This is a genomic window from Streptosporangium brasiliense, assembly GCF_030811595.1.
GTDB classification, from domain to species: Bacteria; Actinomycetota; Actinomycetes; order Streptosporangiales; family Streptosporangiaceae; genus Streptosporangium; species Streptosporangium brasiliense.
The window spans coordinates 2,313,993-2,333,864 of sequence record NZ_JAUSRB010000002.1 but is presented as its reverse complement, the minus strand read 5'-3'; the positions used below and the strand labels follow the sequence as shown (position 1 = coordinate 2,333,864).

Annotated in this window: 18 protein-coding genes and 1 riboswitch; of the genes, 9 read left to right on the top strand and 9 right to left on the bottom strand. The window is 70.8% G+C overall.

Features of this window, described 5'->3' with window-relative positions; all coding sequences use genetic code 11:
• Positions 1 to 9: 9 nt before the first annotated feature.
• The 4 genes from J2S55_RS19530 (at position 10) to J2S55_RS19515 (ending at position 5,512) form a co-directional block, all read left to right on the top strand.
• Positions 10 to 618 carry an MgtC/SapB family protein gene (locus J2S55_RS19530; RefSeq protein WP_306862925.1) on the top strand — a complete coding sequence of 203 codons (609 nt, stop codon included), beginning with the start codon at positions 10 to 12 and terminating at the stop codon, positions 616 to 618.
• Between the two features lie 133 nt (positions 619 to 751).
• Positions 752 to 2,398, top strand: a complete 1,647-nt coding sequence (locus J2S55_RS19525; RefSeq protein WP_306862923.1) for a DNA repair helicase XPB — start codon at positions 752 to 754, stop codon at positions 2,396 to 2,398.
• A 665-nt stretch (positions 2,399 to 3,063) separates the two neighbouring features.
• Positions 3,064 to 5,082, top strand: a complete 2,019-nt coding sequence (locus J2S55_RS19520; protein ID WP_306862920.1) for a HelD family protein — start codon at positions 3,064 to 3,066, stop codon at positions 5,080 to 5,082.
• Positions 5,083 to 5,092: 10 nt separating this feature from the next.
• A complete protein-coding gene (locus tag J2S55_RS19515; protein ID WP_306862918.1) occupies positions 5,093 to 5,512 on the top strand; it encodes a GNAT family N-acetyltransferase in 420 nt (139 codons plus the stop codon).
• 322 nt (positions 5,513 to 5,834) lie between these two features.
• Here the strand turns inward: J2S55_RS19515 and groL are convergent, their stop codons facing one another.
• The 6 genes from groL to J2S55_RS19485 form a co-directional block, all read right to left on the bottom strand.
• On the bottom strand, positions 5,835 to 7,460 hold the full coding sequence (groL, locus tag J2S55_RS19510) for a chaperonin GroEL (protein WP_306862916.1): 1,626 nt from the start codon (positions 7,458 to 7,460) through the stop codon (positions 5,835 to 5,837).
• A gap of 340 nt (positions 7,461 to 7,800) precedes the next feature.
• A complete protein-coding gene (locus tag J2S55_RS19505; protein WP_012895270.1) occupies positions 7,801 to 8,001 on the bottom strand; it encodes a cold-shock protein in 201 nt (66 codons plus the stop codon).
• A 328-nt stretch (positions 8,002 to 8,329) separates the two neighbouring features.
• A complete protein-coding gene (locus J2S55_RS19500; RefSeq protein WP_306862908.1) occupies positions 8,330 to 8,605 on the bottom strand; it encodes a MoaD/ThiS family protein in 276 nt (91 codons plus the stop codon).
• 23 nt (positions 8,606 to 8,628) lie between these two features.
• Positions 8,629 to 9,891: a threonine synthase gene (gene thrC, locus J2S55_RS19495; protein WP_306862905.1), complete on the bottom strand. Its 1,263-nt coding sequence runs from the start codon at positions 9,889 to 9,891 to the stop codon at positions 8,629 to 8,631.
• A gap of 14 nt (positions 9,892 to 9,905) precedes the next feature.
• Positions 9,906 to 10,046, bottom strand: a riboswitch (SAM riboswitch).
• Positions 10,047 to 10,219: 173 nt separating this feature from the next.
• Positions 10,220 to 11,716 (bottom strand): S1 family peptidase, encoded by a 1,497-nt coding sequence (locus tag J2S55_RS19490; protein WP_306862902.1) that lies wholly within the window; start codon positions 11,714 to 11,716, stop codon positions 10,220 to 10,222.
• Between the two features lie 248 nt (positions 11,717 to 11,964).
• Entirely contained in the window at positions 11,965 to 12,522 is a 558-nt protein-coding gene (locus J2S55_RS19485) for an RNA polymerase sigma factor (protein WP_306862899.1), read from the bottom strand.
• Between the two features lie 101 nt (positions 12,523 to 12,623).
• On the opposite strand from J2S55_RS19485, the gene J2S55_RS19480 reads away from it, so the two are divergent.
• Positions 12,624 to 14,048, top strand: a complete 1,425-nt coding sequence (locus J2S55_RS19480; RefSeq protein ID WP_306862897.1) for an alpha,alpha-trehalose-phosphate synthase (UDP-forming) — start codon at positions 12,624 to 12,626, stop codon at positions 14,046 to 14,048.
• Positions 14,049 to 14,264: 216 nt separating this feature from the next.
• Entirely contained in the window at positions 14,265 to 15,422 is a 1,158-nt protein-coding gene (locus tag J2S55_RS19475) for an MFS transporter (protein ID WP_306862894.1), read from the top strand.
• On the opposite strand, the gene J2S55_RS19470 is transcribed toward J2S55_RS19475, so the two are convergent.
• The 3 genes from J2S55_RS19470 to J2S55_RS19460 all read right to left on the bottom strand — a co-directional run bounded on the left by J2S55_RS19470 (position 15,409) and on the right by J2S55_RS19460 (position 17,227).
• Positions 15,409 to 16,014: a hypothetical protein gene (locus J2S55_RS19470; RefSeq protein ID WP_306862893.1), complete on the bottom strand. Its 606-nt coding sequence runs from the start codon at positions 16,012 to 16,014 to the stop codon at positions 15,409 to 15,411. The two genes, J2S55_RS19475 and J2S55_RS19470, sit on opposite strands and share 14 nt — an antisense overlap.
• Positions 16,015 to 16,049: 35 nt before the next feature.
• Positions 16,050 to 16,823: a trehalose-phosphatase gene (gene otsB / locus J2S55_RS19465; protein ID WP_306862890.1), complete on the bottom strand. Its 774-nt coding sequence runs from the start codon at positions 16,821 to 16,823 to the stop codon at positions 16,050 to 16,052.
• Positions 16,824 to 16,924: 101 nt separating this feature from the next.
• Positions 16,925 to 17,227 carry a DUF3263 domain-containing protein gene (locus J2S55_RS19460; RefSeq protein ID WP_306862887.1) on the bottom strand — a complete coding sequence of 101 codons (303 nt, stop codon included), beginning with the start codon at positions 17,225 to 17,227 and terminating at the stop codon, positions 16,925 to 16,927.
• A 143-nt stretch (positions 17,228 to 17,370) separates the two neighbouring features.
• Between J2S55_RS19460 and J2S55_RS19455 the strand changes: the two genes are divergently transcribed.
• The 3 genes from J2S55_RS19455 (at position 17,371) to J2S55_RS19445 (ending at position 19,837) form a co-directional block, all read left to right on the top strand.
• Positions 17,371 to 18,174, top strand: coding sequence for an SAM hydrolase/SAM-dependent halogenase family protein (locus J2S55_RS19455; protein WP_306862882.1), 804 nt, complete (start codon positions 17,371 to 17,373; stop codon positions 18,172 to 18,174).
• Positions 18,175 to 18,251: 77 nt separating this feature from the next.
• Positions 18,252 to 18,656: a Zn-ribbon domain-containing OB-fold protein gene (locus J2S55_RS19450; protein WP_306862880.1), complete on the top strand. Its 405-nt coding sequence runs from the start codon at positions 18,252 to 18,254 to the stop codon at positions 18,654 to 18,656.
• Entirely contained in the window at positions 18,653 to 19,837 is a 1,185-nt protein-coding gene (locus tag J2S55_RS19445) for a lipid-transfer protein (protein ID WP_306862877.1), read from the top strand. Before J2S55_RS19450 ends, J2S55_RS19445 begins: the two co-directional genes overlap by 4 nt.
• Positions 19,838 to 19,872: the final 35 nt, after the last annotated feature.

Sequence of the window (19,872 nt, the reverse complement as noted above, 5' to 3'; positions counted from 1 at the left end):
AGATTCACAGTGAGCACTGGTAACCCCGAAGGTCCCAGCACGAACCCGGACGACTGGAAGAGCCCCTACAGCACGGGTCCCGGTCAGACTCCCGGGTACGGCCAGCAGCCCTACGGCCACGAGCAGTCCGGCCAGGGCTACGGGCAGCAGCCTGACTACGGGCAGGGACAGGGCTACGGACAGGGACAGGGTTACGGACAGCCGACCTACGGCGAGCCGGCCCAGGGCTACGGGCAGCCGACCTACGGCGAGCCGGCCCAGGGCTACGGACAGGGCTACGGACAGGGCTACGGCGAGTCGCCCTACGGGCAGAGCTACGGGCAGCCGGGCTACGGTTACCCGACCCCGCCGCGCCAGAACAACGACGGCGTCCGGACCCACGCGATCGTCGCGCTCGTCATCAGCATCGTGCTGGCCCTGAGCTGCTACGTCAGCCTGGGCGGCATCGCCGGGGCCATCATGTCCGGTATCGCGCTGGGCAAGGTCGAGAACGACCCCCAGAGCGCGCGGAACCTTCTCAAGTGGACCTGGATCGGCATCGGCATCAACGTCGCGCTGGTCGTCCTGGGCATCGGCGCCTTCATCGTCGCGGGCGTCAACGGCGCCTTCGACAGCTGAGCCGGTCAGGGACTGTCAGGAGGCTCATCTCTGTTGGACATACGGAGCGGGGGACGACGGGCCGGGAACGGCCCGGCGGATCCCCGTGCGAGTGTCACCATGGGCTCGCCGGCCGTACACAAGGGAGAAGTCTTTGACTGACGGACCATTGATCGTCCAATCCGACAAGACCCTGCTGCTCGAAGTCGACCACGACAAGGCCGACGAGTGCCGCAAGGCGATCGCGCCCTTCGCCGAGCTGGAGCGCGCTCCCGAGCACGTGCACACCTACCGGATCACCCCGCTGGCGCTGTGGAACGCGCGGGCCGCCGGGCACGACGCCGAGCAGGTGGTCGACGCGCTGATCGGCCACAGCCGCTACCCGGTGCCGCACGCGCTGCTGGTCGACATAGCCGAGACCATGGCCCGCTACGGCAGGCTCCGCCTGGAGAAGCATCCCGTCCACGGGCTCGTCCTGACCAGCACCGACCGGGCCGTGCTGGAGGAGGTGCTGCGCTCCAAGAAGATCCAACCGCTGCTGGGCGAGCGGCTGGACGCCGACGCGGTGGCGGTGCATCCGAGCGAGCGCGGCAACATCAAGCAGCACCTGCTCAAGCTGGGATGGCCGGCCGAGGACCTGGCCGGATACGTCGACGGCGAGCACCACCCGATCACGCTGACCGAAGACGGCTGGGAGCTGCGCCCCTACCAGCGCGAGGCCGCCGAGGCGTTCTGGCACGGCGGCTCGGGCGTGGTCGTGCTCCCCTGCGGGGCGGGCAAGACGGTCGTGGGCGCGGCGGCGATGTCGCACGCCAAGGCGACGACGCTGATCCTGGTGACCAACACGGTCTCGGCGCACCAGTGGAAGCAGGAGCTGATCAAGCGGACCTCGCTGACCGAGGACGAGATCGGCGAATACACCGGCACCAAGAAGGAGATCCGGCCGGTCACCATCGCCACCTACCAGGTGATGACGACCCGCAGGCAGGGCGTCTACCGCCATCTGGAGCTGTTCGACGCCCGCGACTGGGGTCTGGTGGTCTACGACGAGGTGCACCTGCTGCCCGCGCCGATCTTCCGGATGACCGCCGACCTGCAGGCCCGGCGGCGGGTGGGGCTGACCGCGACGCTCGTGCGCGAGGACGGCCGGGAGGGCGACGTGTTCTCCCTGATCGGCCCCAAGCGCTACGACGCGCCGTGGAAGGAGATGGAGAACCAGGGCTGGATCGCCCCGGCCGACTGCGTCGAGGTCCGGGTGACCCTGACCGACGACGAGCGGCTGGCCTACGCGATGGCCGAGTCCGAGGAGCGCTACCGGTTCTGCGCGACCACGCCGTCCAAGAGCCGGGTGACCGAGGCGCTGGTCCGGCGGCACCCGGACGATCAGGTGCTGGTGATCGGCCAGTACATCGACCAGCTCGACGAGCTGGGCGAGCACCTGAACGCACCGGTGATCAAGGGCGAGACGAAGGTCAAGGAGCGGGAGCGGCTGTTCCAGGCGTTCCGCGACAAGGAGATCCAGGTCCTGGTCGTCTCCAAGGTCGCCAACTTCTCCATCGACCTGCCGGAGGCGGCGGTGGCCATCCAGGTCTCCGGCACCTTCGGATCACGTCAGGAGGAGGCGCAGCGGCTCGGCCGCGTGCTGCGGCCCAAGTCCGGCGGGGGCGGGGCCCGCTTCTACTCGGTGGTCAGCCGGGACACGGTCGACCAGGAGTTCGCCGCGCACCGGCAGCGGTTCCTGGCCGAACAGGGCTACGCCTATCAGATCATCGACGCGGACGACGTGCTCGCCGGCGATTAGCGTCACAAGGCGAACACGCCGTCATCTGTGTCAATCAGGTCCACGAAATACCGCAGGCTTTCGACAAAGAAACCACCCCCTCGCTAGGCCGCGACGGCCACTGGCGACATACCCCCATGATCTGCGTGAGTCACCGGATTTGCCCGGGTTTTTCGCTATTTTGAGGCAGAATCACGGAGGGTGTCAGCGCGGTTACCGAAATGCCGGCCGATTGGGCCGCCGAAACCCCTTTCACCGGCCCCGGGGCGGTCACCCGCGGGCCGCGGAGACCGGGAGGACCGCCTCGCCGGGAGATCCCGGAGACGGCCGGGCGCCCGCCGCGCGACGGACGGCGGGCCCCGCCGGCGGAGCGGAACCCCTGGCGTCCGCGCCCCTCCGGCCTGCCCGGACGCGGCCGGGCGGGCGGCCTCCGAGGTCCGGCCGGCCCCGCGTCCCGCCGGACGGAGAGATCGCCCGGCCGGGCAGAGGGAGAGCCGGGCGGCTCCGGGCACGGGACGTAGAAGATTGGACACGCTCGGTATATCGGGATGGTCCGCGCGATTCTCCGGGAAACCACCCCGACAGGCGGTTAATCCTTTTGAGCGAGTGAAGACGGGCCGGTAAGCTAGCCGATTCGCTGCCTGATGACCTACCACCTCCGTTTATCGAATGGGAGGCGCTTCCGCGTGCCCGCACATCAATTGGCCCCCGACATAACCGGCGACCCGGCCGACACCCTCGCCGCCGAACGCGCGCACCTGGCCGCATCCAGGGCCGCCCTGCGCGCCATGCGCGAACACGCCCAGTCCCTGTCCTCCGACGCCGCCGGAGACTGGGTCTCGCAGCAGATCCTGCAGGCCCTGCTGGACCAGCGGGTGGCGGCGCTCGCCGACCACTCCGGCACCCCCCTGTTCTTCGGCCGCCTCGACCGGGACGCGGACGACGACCTCCCCGGCACCGTCTACGTCGGGCGCAGGCACGTCCACGACGACCGCAGCCGCCCCCTGGTGATCGACTGGCGGGCTCCGGTCTCCCGGGCCTTCTACCAGGCCAGCCCGGCCGATCCGATGGGCGTGGCGCTCCGCCGGCGCTTCGGCTACCACGGCGGGGACCTGACCGCCTACGAGGACGAGCCGCTCGACCAGGGCGGCGCCCCGCAGCACAGCAGGATCCTCACCGAGGAGATCGAGCGGCCCCGCTCCGGCCCGATGCGCGACATCGTCGCGACCATCCAACCCGACCAGGACGAGATCGTCCGGTCCGAGCTCGGCCAGACCGTCTGCGTGCAGGGCGCGCCCGGCACCGGGAAGACCGCCGTCGGCCTGCACCGGGCGGCCTACCTGCTCTTCACCCACCGGGAGAAGCTCGCCCGCTCCGGCGTGATGATCGTCGGCCCGAACCGGGCCTTCCTGTCCTACATCTCCTCGGTGCTCCCCGCGCTGGGCGAGGTCAAGGTCGACCAGACCACGGTCGCCGGGATCCTGGGCGACCACTCCGCCCCGGAGGACCCCGCGGTCAGCGCGGTGAAGGGAGACGCCAGGATCGCGCCGGTGCTCAGGCGCGCCCTGTGGATGCACATCGTCAAGCCCACCGAGGGCGTGCTGTTCACCAAGGGCGTCAACCGCTACCGGGTGGCCGACCACGAGGTCCGCGAGGTCGTCGCCGCGCTCCGCGGGACCACCCGTTACGGCCCCGGCCGGGCGGCCCTCGCCCAGCGGCTGGCCCACCTGGTGCTCGTCCGGATGGAGCAGCGCGGCGAGTCCCCCGACGACCGGGTGCAGGACGCGGTGGCGCGCTCCAAGCCGGTCAAGCAGCTCGTGGACCAGGTGTGGCCCAAGCTGACCCCCCAGCAGGTGCTCCACCGGCTCTTCAGCGACCCCGAGTTCCTCGCCGCCGCCGCCAAGGACGACCTCACCGCCGCCGAGCAGGCCCTGCTCCTGTGGGCCAGACCGGCCAAGTCCCACCGCTCGGCGAAGTGGTCGGCCGCCGACGGCGCGCTGATGGACGAGCTCGGCGACCTGATCGAACGGACCGCGCCGCTGGGGCACCTGGTCGTGGACGAGGCCCAGGACCTGTCGGCGATGCAGTTGCGCGCCCTCGGCCGGCGCTGCCGTACCGGCTCGGCCACCGTCCTGGGCGACCTCGCCCAGGGCACAACCCCCTGGTCGGCCCGTTCCTGGAGCGAGGTCCTCACCCACCTGGGCTTCGAGGACGGCGCGGTCACCGAGCTGACGCTCGGCTTCCGTGTCCCCCGCGAGGTGCTCGACTACGCCGCCAGGCTGCTGCCCGCCGTCGCCCCGGGCCTGGCCGCCCCCCGGTCTCTCCGTCCCGGCCTGGGCTCCCTGTCGGTACGGCCCGCCCCCGACCCGGCCGCCGCGCTCGGGCAGGCGGTACGGGAGGCGCTCGCCCGGGAGGGGTCGATCGGCGTCATCGTCCCGGACGCCTCGGTCGCGGCCGTGTCGGAGTCGCTGTCCCAGCTGGACCACCGCGTGCTGAGCCCCGACTCGGTGGAGGAGCACCGCCTGCTGGTCATCCCGGCGACCCTGGCCAAGGGTCTGGAGTACGACCACGTCATCGTGGTCGAACCGGCCGACATCGTGGACGCCGAGCCGCGCGGTCTGGCCCGCCTCTACGTGGTCCTGACCCGGGCGGTCACCTCCCTGACCGTCCTGCACACCAGGGAGCTCCCCGCGCAGCTCTGCTAGTTTCCGGCCCATGGGAATCAATGTCCGATATGGGGAGCTCGACGACGTCGACGCGCTGCTGTCCTTCTGGCTCGGAGCCGCCGAGGGGACCGACCGGCACGACGACCCGGCCAAGGTGGTCGCGCTCATCGAGCGCGACCCCGAGGCCGTTCTCATCGCGGAGGTCGACGGGGAGATGGCCGGCACCCTGATCGCGGGCTGGGACGGCTGGCGCGCCCACCTCTACCGGCTGGCGGTGGCCCCCGGCCGCCGCCGCCAGGGGATCGGGACCGCCCTGATCCGGGCCGCGGAGCAGCGTTTCGCGCAATTCGCCGCTTTCCGCGCCGACGCCATGGTCCTGCACGACAATGTCCTGGCCCATCACGCCTGGGGCGCCGCCGGTTATGCTCCCCAGCCGCAGTGGTCGCGCTGGGTCAAGGCCCTGAGTTAGGACACCCGGCCCGATTGCCCGCGATTCCCGCGCGGACCGCGTTTCCCCGCCGGGACGGCGTCTTGACCGGCTGCCGGCCGCGTAGAAAAGAACGTTGTTCGGCCCTTTGGGCCCGGCTGAACGGCTTCATCCGGCGGACACGAGCCCCTTTGACGGGAGACCCGCCCCTTTGATGGGTGACCCGTCCCTTTGATGAAGGGTGGCGCCCGGACGGACAACGGCGCACCGCCGCGGTGGCGGGTGTTCGACCGGCGGCGCCGGTGAACGCGGAAAGAGGCGACCCCGGACACCGGGGACGCCTCTTTCTGGGAAAGCTCCGGACTTAGAAGTCCATGTCGCCGCCGCCGGGCATGGCGGGAGCGGCACCGGCCTTCTCGGGCTTCTCGGCGATGACGGCCTCGGTGGTCAGGAACAGCGCCGCGATGGACGCCGCGTTCTGCAGGGCCGAACGCGTCACCTTGGCCGGGTCGATGATGCCCGACTCGAACATGTTGACGTACTCGCCGGAGGCGGCGTTCAGGCCCTCACCCGGGGTGAGGTTGCGCACCTTCTCCACCACGACGCCGCCCTCGAGGCCGGCGTTGACGGCGATCTGCTTCAGCGGCTCCTCCAGAGCCTTGCGGACGATCGCGGCACCGGTGGCCTCGTCGCCCAGCAGCTCCAGCTTGTCGAAGGCCTTGGCGCCGGCCTGCAGCAGCGCCACGCCACCGCCGGGGACGATGCCCTCCTCGACGGCCGCCTTGGCGTTGCGCACCGCGTCCTCGATGCGGTGCTTGCGCTCCTTGAGCTCGACCTCGGTCGCCGCGCCGGCCTTGATGACGGCCACGCCGCCGGCCAGCTTGGCGAGGCGCTCCTGGAGCTTCTCGCGGTCGTAGTCGGAGTCGGTGTTGTCGATCTCGGCGCGGATCTGGTTGACCCGGCCGGCGATCTGCTCGGCGTCGCCGGCACCGTCGACGATGGTGGTCTCGTCCTTGGTGACGATGACCTGGCGGGCGCGGCCGAGCTGGTCGAGCGTGGTCGACTCCAGCTTCAGGCCCAGGTCCTCGCTGATGACCTGCGCGCCGGTCAGGATGCCGATGTCGCCCAGCATGGCCTTGCGGCGGTCACCGAAGCCGGGAGCCTTGACCGCGACCGAGCGGAACAGGCCACGGATCTTGTTGACGACCAGGGTGGCCAGGGCCTCGCCCTCGATGTCCTCGGCGATGATCAGCAGCGGCTTGCCGGCCTGCACGACCTTGTCGAGGACCGGGAGCAGGTCCTTGTTGGCGGAGACCTTGGAGTTGACGACGAGGATGTAGGGGTCGTCGAGGACGGCCTCCATACGCTCCGGGTCGGTCACGAAGTAAGGCGAGATGTAGCCCTTGTCGAAGCGCATGCCCTCGGTGAGCTCAAGCTCCAGGCCGAAGGTGTTGCTCTCCTCGACGGTGATGACGCCTTCCTTGCCGACCTTGTCCATCGCCTCGGCGATCATCTCGCCGATCTGCGGGTCGCCCGCGGAGATGGAGGCGGTGGAGGCGATCTGCGCCTTCGTCTCCACGTCCTTGGCCAGCTTGGAGAGCTCCTCGCTGACGCGCTCGACGGCGGCCTCGATGCCCTTCTTCAGCGACATCGGGTTGGCGCCGGCGGCGACGTTGCGCAGACCCTCGCGTACCAGGGCCTGGGCGAGCACGGTGGCGGTGGTGGTGCCGTCACCCGCGACGTCGTCGGTCTTCTTGGCGACTTCCTTGACGAGCTCGGCCCCGATCTTCTCCCACGGGTCCTCGAGCTCGATCTCCTTGGCGATGGAGACACCGTCGTTGGTGATGGTGGGGGCGCCCCACTTCTTCTCCAGGACGACGTTACGGCCCTTGGGGCCGAGGGTCACCTTGACGGCGTCCGCGAGCTGGTTCATACCGCGCTCGAGACCGCGCCGGGCGTCCTCGTCAAACGCGATCATCTTGGCTGCCATACGGCTAGACCTCCCAAACGCAGGGTGGCTTGCACCAGATCGAGCCGACGCCCGCGACGGCATGTGGACCCGCGACTCCGTTCGGCGGGTCCCATCGTCTCGATCCAGGGTTGGCACTCTCCAACAGGGAGTGCCAACGAACTGTTTAGCACTCTACCCTGCCGAGTGCAAGCTGTGGGGCCCTGACCTGCACCCAGCTTAGAACGAGGTCCCGCCTTCACGGCGAAGGCCCGGCCCGCCGGTTGCGCGGCGAGCCGGGCCGACCGCCGGAAGATCCACGCGGACTGCGCTGCCGCGGGATCCGCCGACATTTCCCGACGAATGGACGGAAAGGGGTGCGTCAGACCGCCCGGACGGATTCCGCCTGGGGGCCCTTCTGGCCTTGAGTGATCTCGAACTCGACCCGCTGGCCCTGCTCGAGCGCACGATAGCCATCCATCATGATCGCGGAGTAATGGACGAACACATCCTTACCACCGTCTACCGCGATGAAGCCGTAGCCCTTGTCCGCGTTGAACCATTTGACGGTGCCTTGCGCCACTTCTGACTCCTCTTACTGGACTTGAGGACGCCGCCCATTCCTCTCGCGAAGTCCTCAATCTCCGAGGCGTAGACATCGCCTACGTCGATCGTTCTCGACCATACCTGTGGGACACCATAGGGCAACAGAGTCAATCAGCAAACTACCCCTTTACATACGCATTCAGGGGCGGAGCAGAGTTTTGCCGGTACGATTAATTGGTTAAAAATTGCATCATATCCCCAGGTCAGCAGAGGCGATCTTCCCCGCGAAACACGACACCCGCACGCGGCCGGGCCGCGTGCGGGTGTCAGGGAGAGGCGGGGTGGGCGCGCGGAGGCGCCGGGGGTCAGCCCCCCGCGACCGCCGGAATGATGGAGATCTGGACGCCGGACGGCGTGGCCGTGTCGAGGTTGTCGGCGAAACGGACGTCCTCATCCCCGACATAGACGTTGACAAAACGCCGAATCTTGCCCGTTTCATCGAGAATGCGGGCGCCGATTCCGGGGTGGTCCGCATCGAGCTTCTGCAGAACCTCCCGGAGGGTCTCCCCCTCCGCGGTCACCTCGGCCGAGCCGCCGGTGTAGGTCCGGAGAATCGTCGGAATCCGCACAGAAACGCTCATTATTCAGTCCCTTTCACAAGTTTCTAGGCGATAGCCGTACGGAATGCGTCAAGAGACGGCCGGATGACCGCGGTGGGACGCGCCTGGTCCGCCACCGCGTCGAGGGTCTTGAGGCCGTCGCCGGTGTTGAGGACCACGGTCTCGCCCTCGGGGTCGAGCCGCCCGGAGGCGACCAGCTTGCGCAGCACGCCGACGGTGACGCCGCCCGCGGTCTCGGCGAAGATCCCCTCGGTCCTGGCCAGCAGCCGGATCGCGTCGACGATCTCGGCGTCGGTGACGTCCTCCACCGCGCCGCCGGTGCGCCGGGCGATGTCCAGCACGTAGGGGCCGTCGGCGGGGTTCCCGATCGCCAGCGACTTGGCGATGGTGTCCGGCTTGACCGGGCGGATCACGTCGTGGCCCGCCTTGTAGGCGGCGGAGACCGGGGAGCAGCCCTCGGCCTGGGCGGCGAAGATCTTGTATGGCCGGTCCTCGACGAGACCGAGCGCGATCAGCTCCTTGAACGCCTTGTCGATCTTCGTGAGCTGGGAGCCGGACGCGACCGGGATGACGATCTGGTCGGGGATCCGCCAGCCGAGCTGCTCGGCGATCTCGTAGGCCAGCGTCTTGGAGCCCTCGGCGTAGTAAGGCCGGAGGTTGACGTTGACGAAGCCCCACTTGTCGCCCAGCTCGTCACCGATGAGCTCCGAGCAGAAGCGGTTGACGTCGTCGTAGGTGCCCTCGATGCCGACGAGCCTGCCGCCGTAGACCGACGCCATGACGATCTTGGCCTGCTCCAGGTCCGCGGGGATGAACACGCAGGCGTCCAGCCCGGCCCGGGCGGCGGCCGCGGTCACCGCGCCGGCCAGGTTGCCGGTGGAGGAGCAGGACAGGGTGTGGAAGCCGAAGTTGCGGGCCGCCTCGACCGCGATGGCCACCACGCGGTCCTTGAAGGAGTGGGTGGGGTTGCCGGAGTCGTCCTTCACGTGCAACGAACGGATGCCCAGCTCACGGGCGAGGTTGTCGGCCTTGACGAGCTTGGTCCAGCCGGGCGCCATGTTGGGCTTGGCGGCCACGTCCGCGGGGACGGGCAGCAGCGAGCGGTAGCGCCAGATGTTCGTCGGCCCCTCGGCGATCTGCTCCCGGGTCACGCGCCCGAAGTCGTAGGCGATCTCAAGGGGCCCGAAACACTCGATACAGGCGAAGCTGGGACCGAGGTCGTAGCGGGCGCCGCATTCGCGGCAGGACAGGGCCGCGGCGGGGCCGAAGTCGAGCGAGGTGGTGGTTTCAGTGCTTGCGAGCGCCATGAAGCGAGGCCTTTCCCTCATCTTCGTCTGCGACCACCCTGGCCGCAGACCGGAATTGGCACCTGTCCCGGCCGACCTCGTCAGATCACGAGTCTTGAACCGGGAGGGTTGCCGGGGCTTCGCAGGGCCGGTCCCTCCACCCCTCTGGATGAGCAAATATTCAGTTGGAACCTGGCGAGCAGGTCTTACGCACTCTACCCCGGCTTGCCTCCATCCTGACCAACCGTCTCACTGTTTGAGATGTAATGTGTTACCTGGCGGACAGTTCGCCGAGATCACGACGTCCGGGAGGCCGCCGCGCCGGGCACCCGACCCGGCGGCCGGGCCGTCACGGCGCCCTGAAGCCCAGGGCGTAGGGGCCGGAGCCGCGTGAGGCGTACACGCGATAGCGGTAGTAACCCGGCGTGCCGGTGTAATCGATCTTCTCGTCGGGGCCCGGCCCCTCCGAGAGGGCGACCGTGAGCCAGCCGAGGGCGCCCCATTTCTGGAGATAGAGGTCGAAGTCGACGCCGTCGGCGGCGTCCAGGCAGCCGGAGTGGAGGCCCGTGACGCTCGCCCGGTAGTAGCGGTTGTCGGGCTGGTAGGCGCCCTGACCGGCGCTCAGCCTGCCGGTGACGTTCTTCGGGTAACCCTTGCAGGCCGCGGCGGCCGGCGGACTGCCGCCGTCGGTCACCAGGGTGAGGCCGTAGGTCGTGAGGATCTCGCCGAGCGGCTGGAAGTAGGTGACGCCGCCCGTGGTGCAGTTGCCGGAGCCGCCGGAGGTGACCCCCTGGGCCTGGTCCTGGGAGACGAAGGAGCCCCCGGAGTCGCCTGGCTCGGCGCACACGTTGGTGCGGGTCAGCTCGTAGATGCTCCCCTGGGGGTAGGCGACGCTGGCGTCGCGCTGCAGGACCGTGCCGCAGTGCCAGTCGGTGGTGGAGCCGGCCCGGCAGACCGAGGCGCCCTCGATGGCCACCCTGGAGCCTCTGACGCGCACGGTGCCGCCGCTGCCGTTGTTCACCAGCGGCTTGGGCGTCCAGTTGGCGTTCACGGCAACCCAGGAGAAGTCGCTGCCCGGGAAGGTCGACCCCCGGAAGACGCCCTGGGCCGCCCGGTTGAAACCGGTGGTGGTCTCGTCCACCTTGCCGCAGTGGCCGGCGCTGACGAAGCCCTTCTGGGCTCCGCGGGTCACGGAGAAGCCGATCGAGCAGCGGTGCACGGTGCCGATGTAGTAGGGGTCGCCGCCCACCAGGTCGTAGAAGGGCCGGGGGTCCTCGCCGGAGGGCAGCACGCTCACCACGGCCCCGTCCATGTCGATGCTCTTCATGATGACCTCGGTCTCCGAGGTCTCCTTGGACAGGACGACGACCTTGTTGGTCTTCACGTCGATGTAGCTCACCGTCCCGCCCTTCGGGCGGCCGAGCAGAACCTCGTCGATCTTCTTCTTGGTCGACACGAGCTTCGTCATCGACGTGCCGACGACCTCGGGCCGGGCGCCGCCGGCGATGATCTGGGGGATGTCGGCGGGGTCGGTGGTGGCCACCACGAGGACCTGCGCGGTGGTCCCGACGAACCAGGAGCCGCCGAAGTGCGGGCCCAGCCGGTGGCGGAGGTCCTCCTCGACCGGCGCCAGGCGGGCCTCGTTGGCCAGGCGGGCGTGGACCTGTTCCCGGCTGAGACCGAGATCGCGCTCAAGCGCCTCGATCATGCCCGGCGGCGGGTTCCAGGCGGTCGGGACCACCGGGCTGTCCGCCGTCCGGTGCCTGGCGACGGCTGGGGCGGCCGTCAGGGCAAGTGCGGCGAGCGCCAGGACACACCCCGCCGCAAGGGGACGTCTGTGGGACATGGGTCTCTCCTCGACCTCAGCTTTCCGGGCATGAGGGGGGAGAGCGCCCCAATCGCCGCTTGATCGTGCGACATGGGCAACGCCACCTTAATTCAGGCGTTGCCACTCAAGGCCGTAGAAGCCGAACGCCACGCGGGAGACGATTCCGAACGCCCCGCCGGTGCGCCCCGGACCGCGCGGGCGCACGCGGGCCCGCCCCGGCCCCGGACCGTCCCGCCGTCCCCGGACCCGGCCGCCGCGCCGGGGTCTCAGAACCCGTAGGCGTCGCCCAGCGCGCCCTGGACGTATTTACGCGCCTGGTGGATGCGGGACTTGGCGGTGCCGAGCGGGATGCCGAGCTGCTCGGCCACCTCGTTGTAGTCGAGCTGGCAGATGTCGCGCAGCACCAGCGCCTGGGCCAGCTCCGGCTTGTCGGCCTCCAGCGCCTCCATCGCGTCGAGCAGGTCCAGCCGGGACCCGGCGATCACGCTCACCCGGGCGACATCGGGCTTCTGCAGCGGCAGCTCGTCGGAGCTCTGCTCGGCCGAGCGCCGCTTCAGCGACCGGTAGGTGGTCCGGGCGCAGTTGGCGGTCACGATGTGCAGCCAGGTGGTGAACCGGGCCCGCCCCTCGAAGCGTCCGATGTTGCGGGCCACCGCCAGCAGCGTGTCCTGGGAGGCCTCCTCGGCGTCCTGCCGGTAGGGCAGGATGCGCCCGCAGTGGCGGAGCACGTCCGGTTCGATCCGCTTCAGCAGCTCACCCAGCGCGCGGTGGTCACCCCCGGCGGCCATACGGGCCAGTTCCTCGGTCGTCTCGTCCAGCGCCATCAAGGGCCCCCATCACCGGTCACAGTCGCTCGACATCCTACGGTCGAGGGTTATGTTTGGTTAACCTTCGGGACAAGCATGTCCCTAGGCGAGGGGGTCTGATGAACGCGATCCTGGTGGCTTCCAACCGCGGTCCCGTCTCGTTCACGCTCTCCGAGGACGGCTCCCTGAGCATGCGCAGGGGCGGAGGCGGCCTGGTCTCGGGGCTGGCGGAGGTCGCCAAGGGTCTCAACATGCTCTGGGTCTGCGCCGCGCTGTCCGACGGCGACCGCAGCGCGGCGCGGCTGGCGCCCGGCGGCCGGCTCGACCACGCCGGCTACGACACCGGGGCGGTGCGGATGCTCGACATCCCCCCGACGATCTTCCACCGGGCCTACAACGCGGTGGCGAACTCCACTCTCTGGTTCGTCAACCACCTCCTGTACGACACCCCCAACAGGCCGCACTTCGACGCCAGGTTCCGCCGCGAGTGGGAGTCCTACCAGGCGTACAACGAGGCGTTCGCGACGGCGCTGGCCGAGGAGGCGGCGCACGGCGCCAGGGTGATGGTCCAGGACTACCACCTGACCCTCGTCCCGGCCATGCTGCGGGGCGAGCGGCCCGACCTGCGGGTGGCCCACTTCTCACACACCCCGTGGGCGCCGCCGGAGTATTTCAACCTGCTCCCCGACGGCGTCGGGATCGAACTGCTCGAAGGCATCCTGGGCGCCGACCACGCGGGGTTCCTGACCGCGCGCTGGGCCGGGGCCTTCATGGACTGCTGCGAGACGGTGCTCGGCGCGGAGGTGGACCGCGCCGCCCGTACCGTCACCCACGGCGGCAGGACCACCCGGATCGGCGTGCACGGCCTCGGCGTGGACGGTGAGACGCTCTGGGCGCGGGCCCGCGAACCCGACGTCGAGTCGCACATGGCCGCCCTCCGCGAGCAGGTCGGCGACCGCAAGCTGATCGTGCGGATCGACCGGACCGAGCTGTCCAAGAACATTGTCCGGGGGCTGACCGCCTACCGGGAGTTCCTGGCGGCCCACCCCGAGTGGCACGGCAGGGTCGTGCACCTCGCCTTCGCCTACCCCTCCCGGCACGATCTTCCCGAATACCGCGAATACACCGCGGCGGTGCAGCGCTGCGCCCAGGAGATCGAGGACGAGTACGCCACCGAGGACTGGGCCCCGGTGATCCTCAACGTGCACGACGACTACCCGCGCTCGCTGGCCGCCTACCGGCTGGCCGACGTGCTGCTGGTCAACCCGATCCGCGACGGCATGAACCTGGTGGCCAAGGAGGGCCCCGTCCTGTCGCCGCGCAGCGCGCTGGTCCTGTCCCGCGAGGCCGGCGCCGCCGCCGAGCTGGGCGAGCACGCTCTCCTGGTCAACCCCTACGACGTCTCGGCCACGGCCGCCGCCCTCCATGAGGGCCTGGTCATGCCCGAGGACGAGCGCGCCCGCCGGGGCGCCCTCCTGGCCGCCGCCGCCACCGCGCTCCCCCCGCACCGCTGGTTCTCCGACCAGCTCGCCGCCCTCAAATGAACCCCACGCTCCGCAGGTGAGGTCCCCGGGCGAGCCCCACGCCCCGCGAGTGAGCCTCGCGGGTGAGCCCCGCACTCCACGGGTGAGCGCCCTCAAGCGGGCCTCCGCGGACGGGTCCCCGGAGAACGGCGCCGACGACGAGCTCTCGGAATGTCCGGCCCGTCATGAGATAGTCCCCATGGAAGTCTCGACCCGCCGCCTGCCCGGGGGAGCCAGTTGACCACGATCGCGCCCGTCCAGCTGACCCGTGATCGCGCGACCTGGCTCGTCTACCTGCAGCTCGGCGTCTTCGCCACCTACCTGTACGGCCTCAGCGCCGCCCTCCCCATGCTCCGCATCGACCAGGGGGTGTCGCAGGCGGTCGCCGGGCTGCACGGCACCGCGATGGCGGTCGGCAGCATCCTCACCGGGCTCGCGCTGCCCTGGCTGACCAGGAGGATCGGCCGCCGGGCCGTCACCTGGACGGGCCTGGCCGGGATGAACGCCGGCGTGCTGCTGGTGGTGGCGGGCACCGCGCTGCCGGTCACCCTTCTCGGGTACGGCATCGCCAGCGGGATGGCGTCGATCACCCTCTACGCGGGCATGGCCGCACTCAGCGACCATCACGGCCCGGCGGGCGCGGCGGCGATCAGCGAGGCCAACGCCGTCGGGGTGTGCGTCGGCATCGCCGCGCCGTTCGTCGTCGCCTCCGCCGCGCAGACCGCGCTCGGCTGGCGGGCGGCGCTGCTGATGACCCCGGTCCTGACCGTGCTGCTCGCGCTGACCATGGGCCGCGTCTGGATCCCCGAGCGCGCCGGCGCCGAGGTCCGCCCCGGTCCGGAGGGCGGGGCGCGCCTCGGCTGGCGCTTCCACGTCGCGGGGGCCGTGCTGTTCTGCTGCGTCGCGCTGGAGTTCTGCTTCAACCTGTGGGCGGCGAAGCTCTTCGCCGACCGGACCGGCCTGTCGGCGGCGGTGGCGGCGACCGGGCTGACCGCGTTCACCGCCGGCCTGGCGGCCGGCCGCTTCGCCGGAGCACGGCTGGCCCTGTGGGTGCGGCCCCCGGTCCTGCTCGTCGGCGCCCTCGCGCTCACCGCCACCGGCTGGACGCTGTTCTGGCTGAGCCGCGACCCCGTGCTCTCCTACACGGGCCTGGCCCTGTCCGGGCTGGGGGTCTCGCTGCACTTCCCGCTGGCCCTGTCGCGCGTGCTGGACGCCTCCGGCGGACGGCCGGACCAGGCCACGGCCATCGCCTCCATCCTCGCCGGCCTCGCGGTCGGCATAGGCCCCCTCCTGCTCGGCGCGCTGGCCGACGGCTTCGGCATCCGGTGGGCGTTCGTGATGGTCCCCGTCCTGGTCGGGCTGGCCGTCGGCGGGGTCCTGGTCAGCTCCAGCTAGCGCGCCTCAGCGTGTCCGCCAGGCCGGGGGTGTTCCAGACGTCCACCACGAGGATCTTGGACTTGGGCAGATACCACTCGCGCTGGTCGAAGGTGGCGGTCTGCTCGCCGTTGCTGTGCTTGACGCACCGGCCGAACCAGGAGCGGTAGTCGGCCTTGTGCCCGGGGCCGACCTGGCGCACGCCGACGGCGGTGGCCTTGCCGAGGACCTGGCCGTACTTGCCGTTGAAGGGGCAGGCCTGCACGTCGCTGGCGGGGTAGAAGGGCTGCTCGGGCGTGTAGGCGGAGAACCCCTCGTGGCCGTACTTCAGAACCTTCGGGCCGAAGATCCAGAAGGCGTCGCACTTCGGGGTGAAATAGCCGGCGGAGGGCTTGCCGCACGCCCCGGTGATCACCTTGACCCGGTCGCCGTCGCGATACACCTGCCAGCCGGAGGGGATCGTCAGGCTCATCCCCCGGAAGGACAGGGTCTGCGTGGCCGACGCGGAGGCGGACATGGTCGAGGCGGAGGCGGTCGAGGCGGAGGCGGCCGCCGGGACGGCGAGCATGGCGGCGCCGGCCAGCGCGGCGAGGGCGTAAACGGTCTTTCTCATGCCGCGAAAGCTATCGGCCGCGACTTGACGATGACTTAACTCTCAATGGCATCGGAGATCGAGCCGAGCAGTTCCATCACCCCGTCGGGCCCGTCCACCACGATGTCGGCCTCCACGGCCAGCTCGGCCGAGCCGCTGAACACCGTCACCCCCGGCAGCCCTGAGGCCCGCACGGCCGCGAAGGCCGCCAGGTCTCCCAGGTCGTCGCCGGCGAACAGCACCGAGCGCGCCCCCCGCTCCCGCAGGAAGGCGCTCAGCGCCATCCCCTTGTCCGTCCCGGGCGGCCGCAGCTCCAGCACGAACTTGCCCGGTTCCACTGTCAGCCCCGCCTCGGCCGCCAGCTTGGCGACCGGCTCGCGCAGCGCGTCGAGCACGGCCTGCGGCCCGGCGGTCCGCCGGGTGTGCACGGCCACCGCCCGCTCCTTGTCCTCGATCACGGCCCCATCGAAGCGCGAGACCAGCGAGGGCAGCTCCGCCCGGACCCGCGCCAGGCCGGGGTGGGGAGGCGGCGCGGTGAGCGTGCCCGCCTCCCAGCGTTCGAGGCCGTAGTGGCCCAGCACCACCAGCCCCGGCACCCCGGCCAGGGAGCCGTACTCGACGGCCGTGGCGGCCGGGCGGCCGGTGACGACCGCCACGGCGCCGACCAGCCCACCGAGCCTGGCCAGCGTCGCGGGGCCGTCCGGGTGGATCCTGGCCGCCGCCGGGTCGGACACGATCGGGGAGAGCGTGCCGTCGAAGTCGAGCCCGATCACCGCCCCCGCGGGGTCGTCGATGATCGCCCGCAGTCCGTCGGGAGTGTCCACGGTCATGCTCGCTCGGCTCCTCGTCGGCTCCGCCGTCCTGCCCGGCTCATGTGGCTCGTCCTCCAGGGGTCGGCCCGGCTGCTTGTCTGTCTGGCCGTACCCACGGATCAGGGGCGCAAGCCCATCCGCCGGGCGGCGCGGTCGCGCCGGCGGGTCTCGCGGAGCCGGCGCAGGCGCTTGACCAGGATCGGATCGTGAGCGAGCGCCTCGGGCCTGTCGATGAGCTCGCCGAGGAGCTGGTAGTAGCGGGTGGCCGAGATGTCGAAGGTCTCACGGATGGCCTGCTCCTTGGCCCCCGCGTGGCGCCACCACTGGCGCTCGAAGGCGAGAAGCTCCCGCTCCCGGTCGGTGAGAGCCCGCGGGGCCGGCTCCTGGGCAGCACTGTCACCGGGGATCGGCGCAGTGTCCATTGGCTGTCCTCCTCGGTCGGGCACGCGGTGGTCACACCGCGAGCGCACGGCCCGCTGCCAGGATAGTCGGGAATTTCGGGCTGTTTACGACGCATGCATTTCCGGCTGTTCACAGCGGATGCGGAGACGTACAGTCACCAGATGTGACCTCTGTCATCACTCTTCTCACCGACTACGGCCTGGAGGACGGCTACGTCGCCGCCTGCCACGGCGTGATCGTCGGCATCTCGCCGGAGTCGCGGATCATCGACGTGTGCCATCTGGTCCCGTCCGGCGACATACGGCGGGCCGCGGCGATTCTGGCGCAGACGATCCCCTATCTGCCCGCCGGCGTGCACATCGCCGTGGTGGATCCCGGCGGCGGCTCGCGCCGGGCCGTGGCGGTCGAGGCCGGCAGCCACGTGTTCCTCGGCCCGGACAACGGCGTGCTGTCATGGGCGGTCCACGCCAGTGGCGGCGCGAGGGCGGCATACGAGCTGACCAACGAGGATCTCTTCAGGAAACCGGTCTCGCCGACCTTCCACGGGCGTGACGTCTTCGCCCCCGTGGCGGCGCACCTGACGGTCGGGCGGAGCCTGGCCGAGCTGGGACCGGAGATCTCCCTGGGGCGGCTGGTCTCGCTGCCCGCACCGACCTCGCTGGTGCGCGAGGGCGTGGTGGAGGGCGAGGTGCTGTCGGTCGACCGCTACGGCAACACCCAGCTGTCGGTCGGCGCGCGCGACCTGGCGACGCTGGGAGTGCGGCCGGGCGACACGCTGGCGGTCTGGCTGGGCCGCAGGCGGATCTCGGTGCCGTTCCGGGAGACGTACGCCGCGGTGGCCCCCGGAGAGCTGGTCGCCTTCGCCGACTCGGCGGGGCTGGTCGCGCTGGCGGTCAACTCCGGTGACGCCTCCCAGCGGCTGGGCCTCCCCCCGGGCGCCCACGTACGGCTGTCACCCGCCCCCTGAAACACGGCGCCCCTGAAGCACGGCACCCGTCCCCCCTTGGGGATGTTACCTAGCAAGCGCTTGTGTAATATCCTGTTATGGACGCACCCGTGATCGACGGCTGGTTCACCGTGGACGGCGGCACCGCGCATCTGCTCGGCACCCGCTGCGCCGACTGCCGGACCGTCTGCTTCCCGCCCCGGACGGGGTTCTGCCCCAACCCGCGCTGCGCGGGCGAGAACCTGGCCGAGACGCGGCTCTCGCGCCGGGGCACCGTCTGGTCCTACACCAACGCCTGCTACCCGCCCCCCACGCCGTTCGTGGCGGCCGAGCCGTACACGCCGGTGACGCTGGCGGCGGTGGAGCTGGCCGAGGAGGGGATCGTCGTGCTCGGCCAGGTCAAGGACCTGACCGTGGAGGAACTGCACGTCGGCATGGAGCTGGAGCTGACCTGGGGCCCGCTCGCCGACGGCCCGCCGGTGTGGATGTGGGGCAGGCCGTGAGCGCCGTCGTCCTGGGTGCCGGGATGCACCCCTGGGGGAAGTGGGGACGGCCCTTCACCGAGTACGGCGTGGCCGCCGCCCGGGCCGCCCTGCGCGACGCGGACCTGGCCTGGACCGACGTCCAGTACGTGGTGGGCGCCGGCACGATCAGGAACGGCTATCCGGGATTCGTCGCCGGCGCGACGTTCGCCCAGGCGATGGGGTGGAGCGGCGCGCGGATCGCGTCCTGCTACGCGGCGTGCGCCTCGGGCGCCCAGGCCCTCGACATCGCCCGCACCCGGATCCTCGCCGGGCTCTGCGACGTGGCGATGGTCGTCGGCGCCGACTCCACGCCCAAGGGGTTCTTCAAGCCGGTGGGCGGCGACCGCCCGGACGATCCCGACTGGCTCCGGTTCCGGCTGCTCGGTGCCACCAACCCGGCGTACTTCGCGCTCTACGCGCGCAGGCGGATGGCCCTGTACGGCGACACCGCCGAGGACTTCGCCGCCGTCAAGGTCAAGAACGCCCTCGCCGGCTCCCTGAACGACAACGCCCGCTACCGCAGAACCGTCACAGCCGGACAGGTGCTGGACTCTCCCATGGTGGCCGATCCGCTGCGGCTGATGGACATCTGCGCCACCTCCGACGGCGCCGCCGCGCTGGTGCTGGCCTCGGAGGACTTCGCCCGCCGCCACGGCGCGCGCGGCCCCGTACGGCTCGCGGCCGTCTCCACCGTGACGCCGTCCTTCCCCGACACCGTGCTCGGACTGCCGGACTTCGCCACCGACTCCACCGCCGCGGTGCCGCCCCCCGAGCGGACCTTCCGCGCCTCCATCGCCCACGCCGCCTACGAGGAGGCCGGCCTGGGCCCCGGCGACCTGTCCTTCGCCGAGGTCTACGACCTGTCGACCGCGCTGGAGCTCGACTGGGTCGAGGAGATCGGTCTCTGTCCGCCCGGCGAGGCCGGCAAGCTGCTGCGCGCCGGGGACACCTCACTCGGCGGCCGGATCCCGGTCAACCCCTCCGGCGGGCTCGCCTCCTTCGGCGAGGCCGTCCCGGCCCAGGCCATCGCGCAGGTCTGCGAGCTCACCTGGCAGCTCCGCGGGAGGGCCGGATCGCGCCAGATTACCGGGGCAAGGGTCGGCCTTGCCGCCAACCAGGGCTTGTTCGGCCACGGCTCCGCCATCATCGCCACTACTTGACGGAACCGAAGCATCAAGGTGTTGGACGCCTTCCC

What these genes read in the sequence shown, in the direction of transcription:
- J2S55_RS19515 (WP_306862918.1), top strand. Translation starts at nt 5,093, where the DNA reads ATGGGAATCAATGTCCGATATGGGGAGCTCGACGACGTCGACGCGCTG.
- groL (WP_306862916.1), bottom strand. Translation starts at nt 7,460, where the DNA reads ATGGCAGCCAAGATGATCGCGTTTGACGAGGACGCCCGGCGCGGTCTC.
- J2S55_RS19500 (WP_306862908.1), bottom strand. Translation starts at nt 8,605, where the DNA reads ATGAGCGTTTCTGTGCGGATTCCGACGATTCTCCGGACCTACACCGGC.
- thrC (WP_306862905.1), bottom strand. Translation starts at nt 9,891, where the DNA reads ATGGCGCTCGCAAGCACTGAAACCACCACCTCGCTCGACTTCGGCCCC.
- J2S55_RS19490 (WP_306862902.1), bottom strand. Translation starts at nt 11,716, where the DNA reads ATGTCCCACAGACGTCCCCTTGCGGCGGGGTGTGTCCTGGCGCTCGCC.
- J2S55_RS19485 (WP_306862899.1), bottom strand. Translation starts at nt 12,522, where the DNA reads ATGGCGCTGGACGAGACGACCGAGGAACTGGCCCGTATGGCCGCCGGG.
- J2S55_RS19480 (WP_306862897.1), top strand. Translation starts at nt 12,624, where the DNA reads ATGAACGCGATCCTGGTGGCTTCCAACCGCGGTCCCGTCTCGTTCACG.
- J2S55_RS19470 (WP_306862893.1), bottom strand. Translation starts at nt 16,014, where the DNA reads ATGAGAAAGACCGTTTACGCCCTCGCCGCGCTGGCCGGCGCCGCCATG.
- otsB (WP_306862890.1), bottom strand. Translation starts at nt 16,823, where the DNA reads ATGACCGTGGACACTCCCGACGGACTGCGGGCGATCATCGACGACCCC.
- J2S55_RS19460 (WP_306862887.1), bottom strand. Translation starts at nt 17,227, where the DNA reads ATGGACACTGCGCCGATCCCCGGTGACAGTGCTGCCCAGGAGCCGGCC.
- J2S55_RS19450 (WP_306862880.1), top strand. Translation starts at nt 18,252, where the DNA reads ATGGACGCACCCGTGATCGACGGCTGGTTCACCGTGGACGGCGGCACC.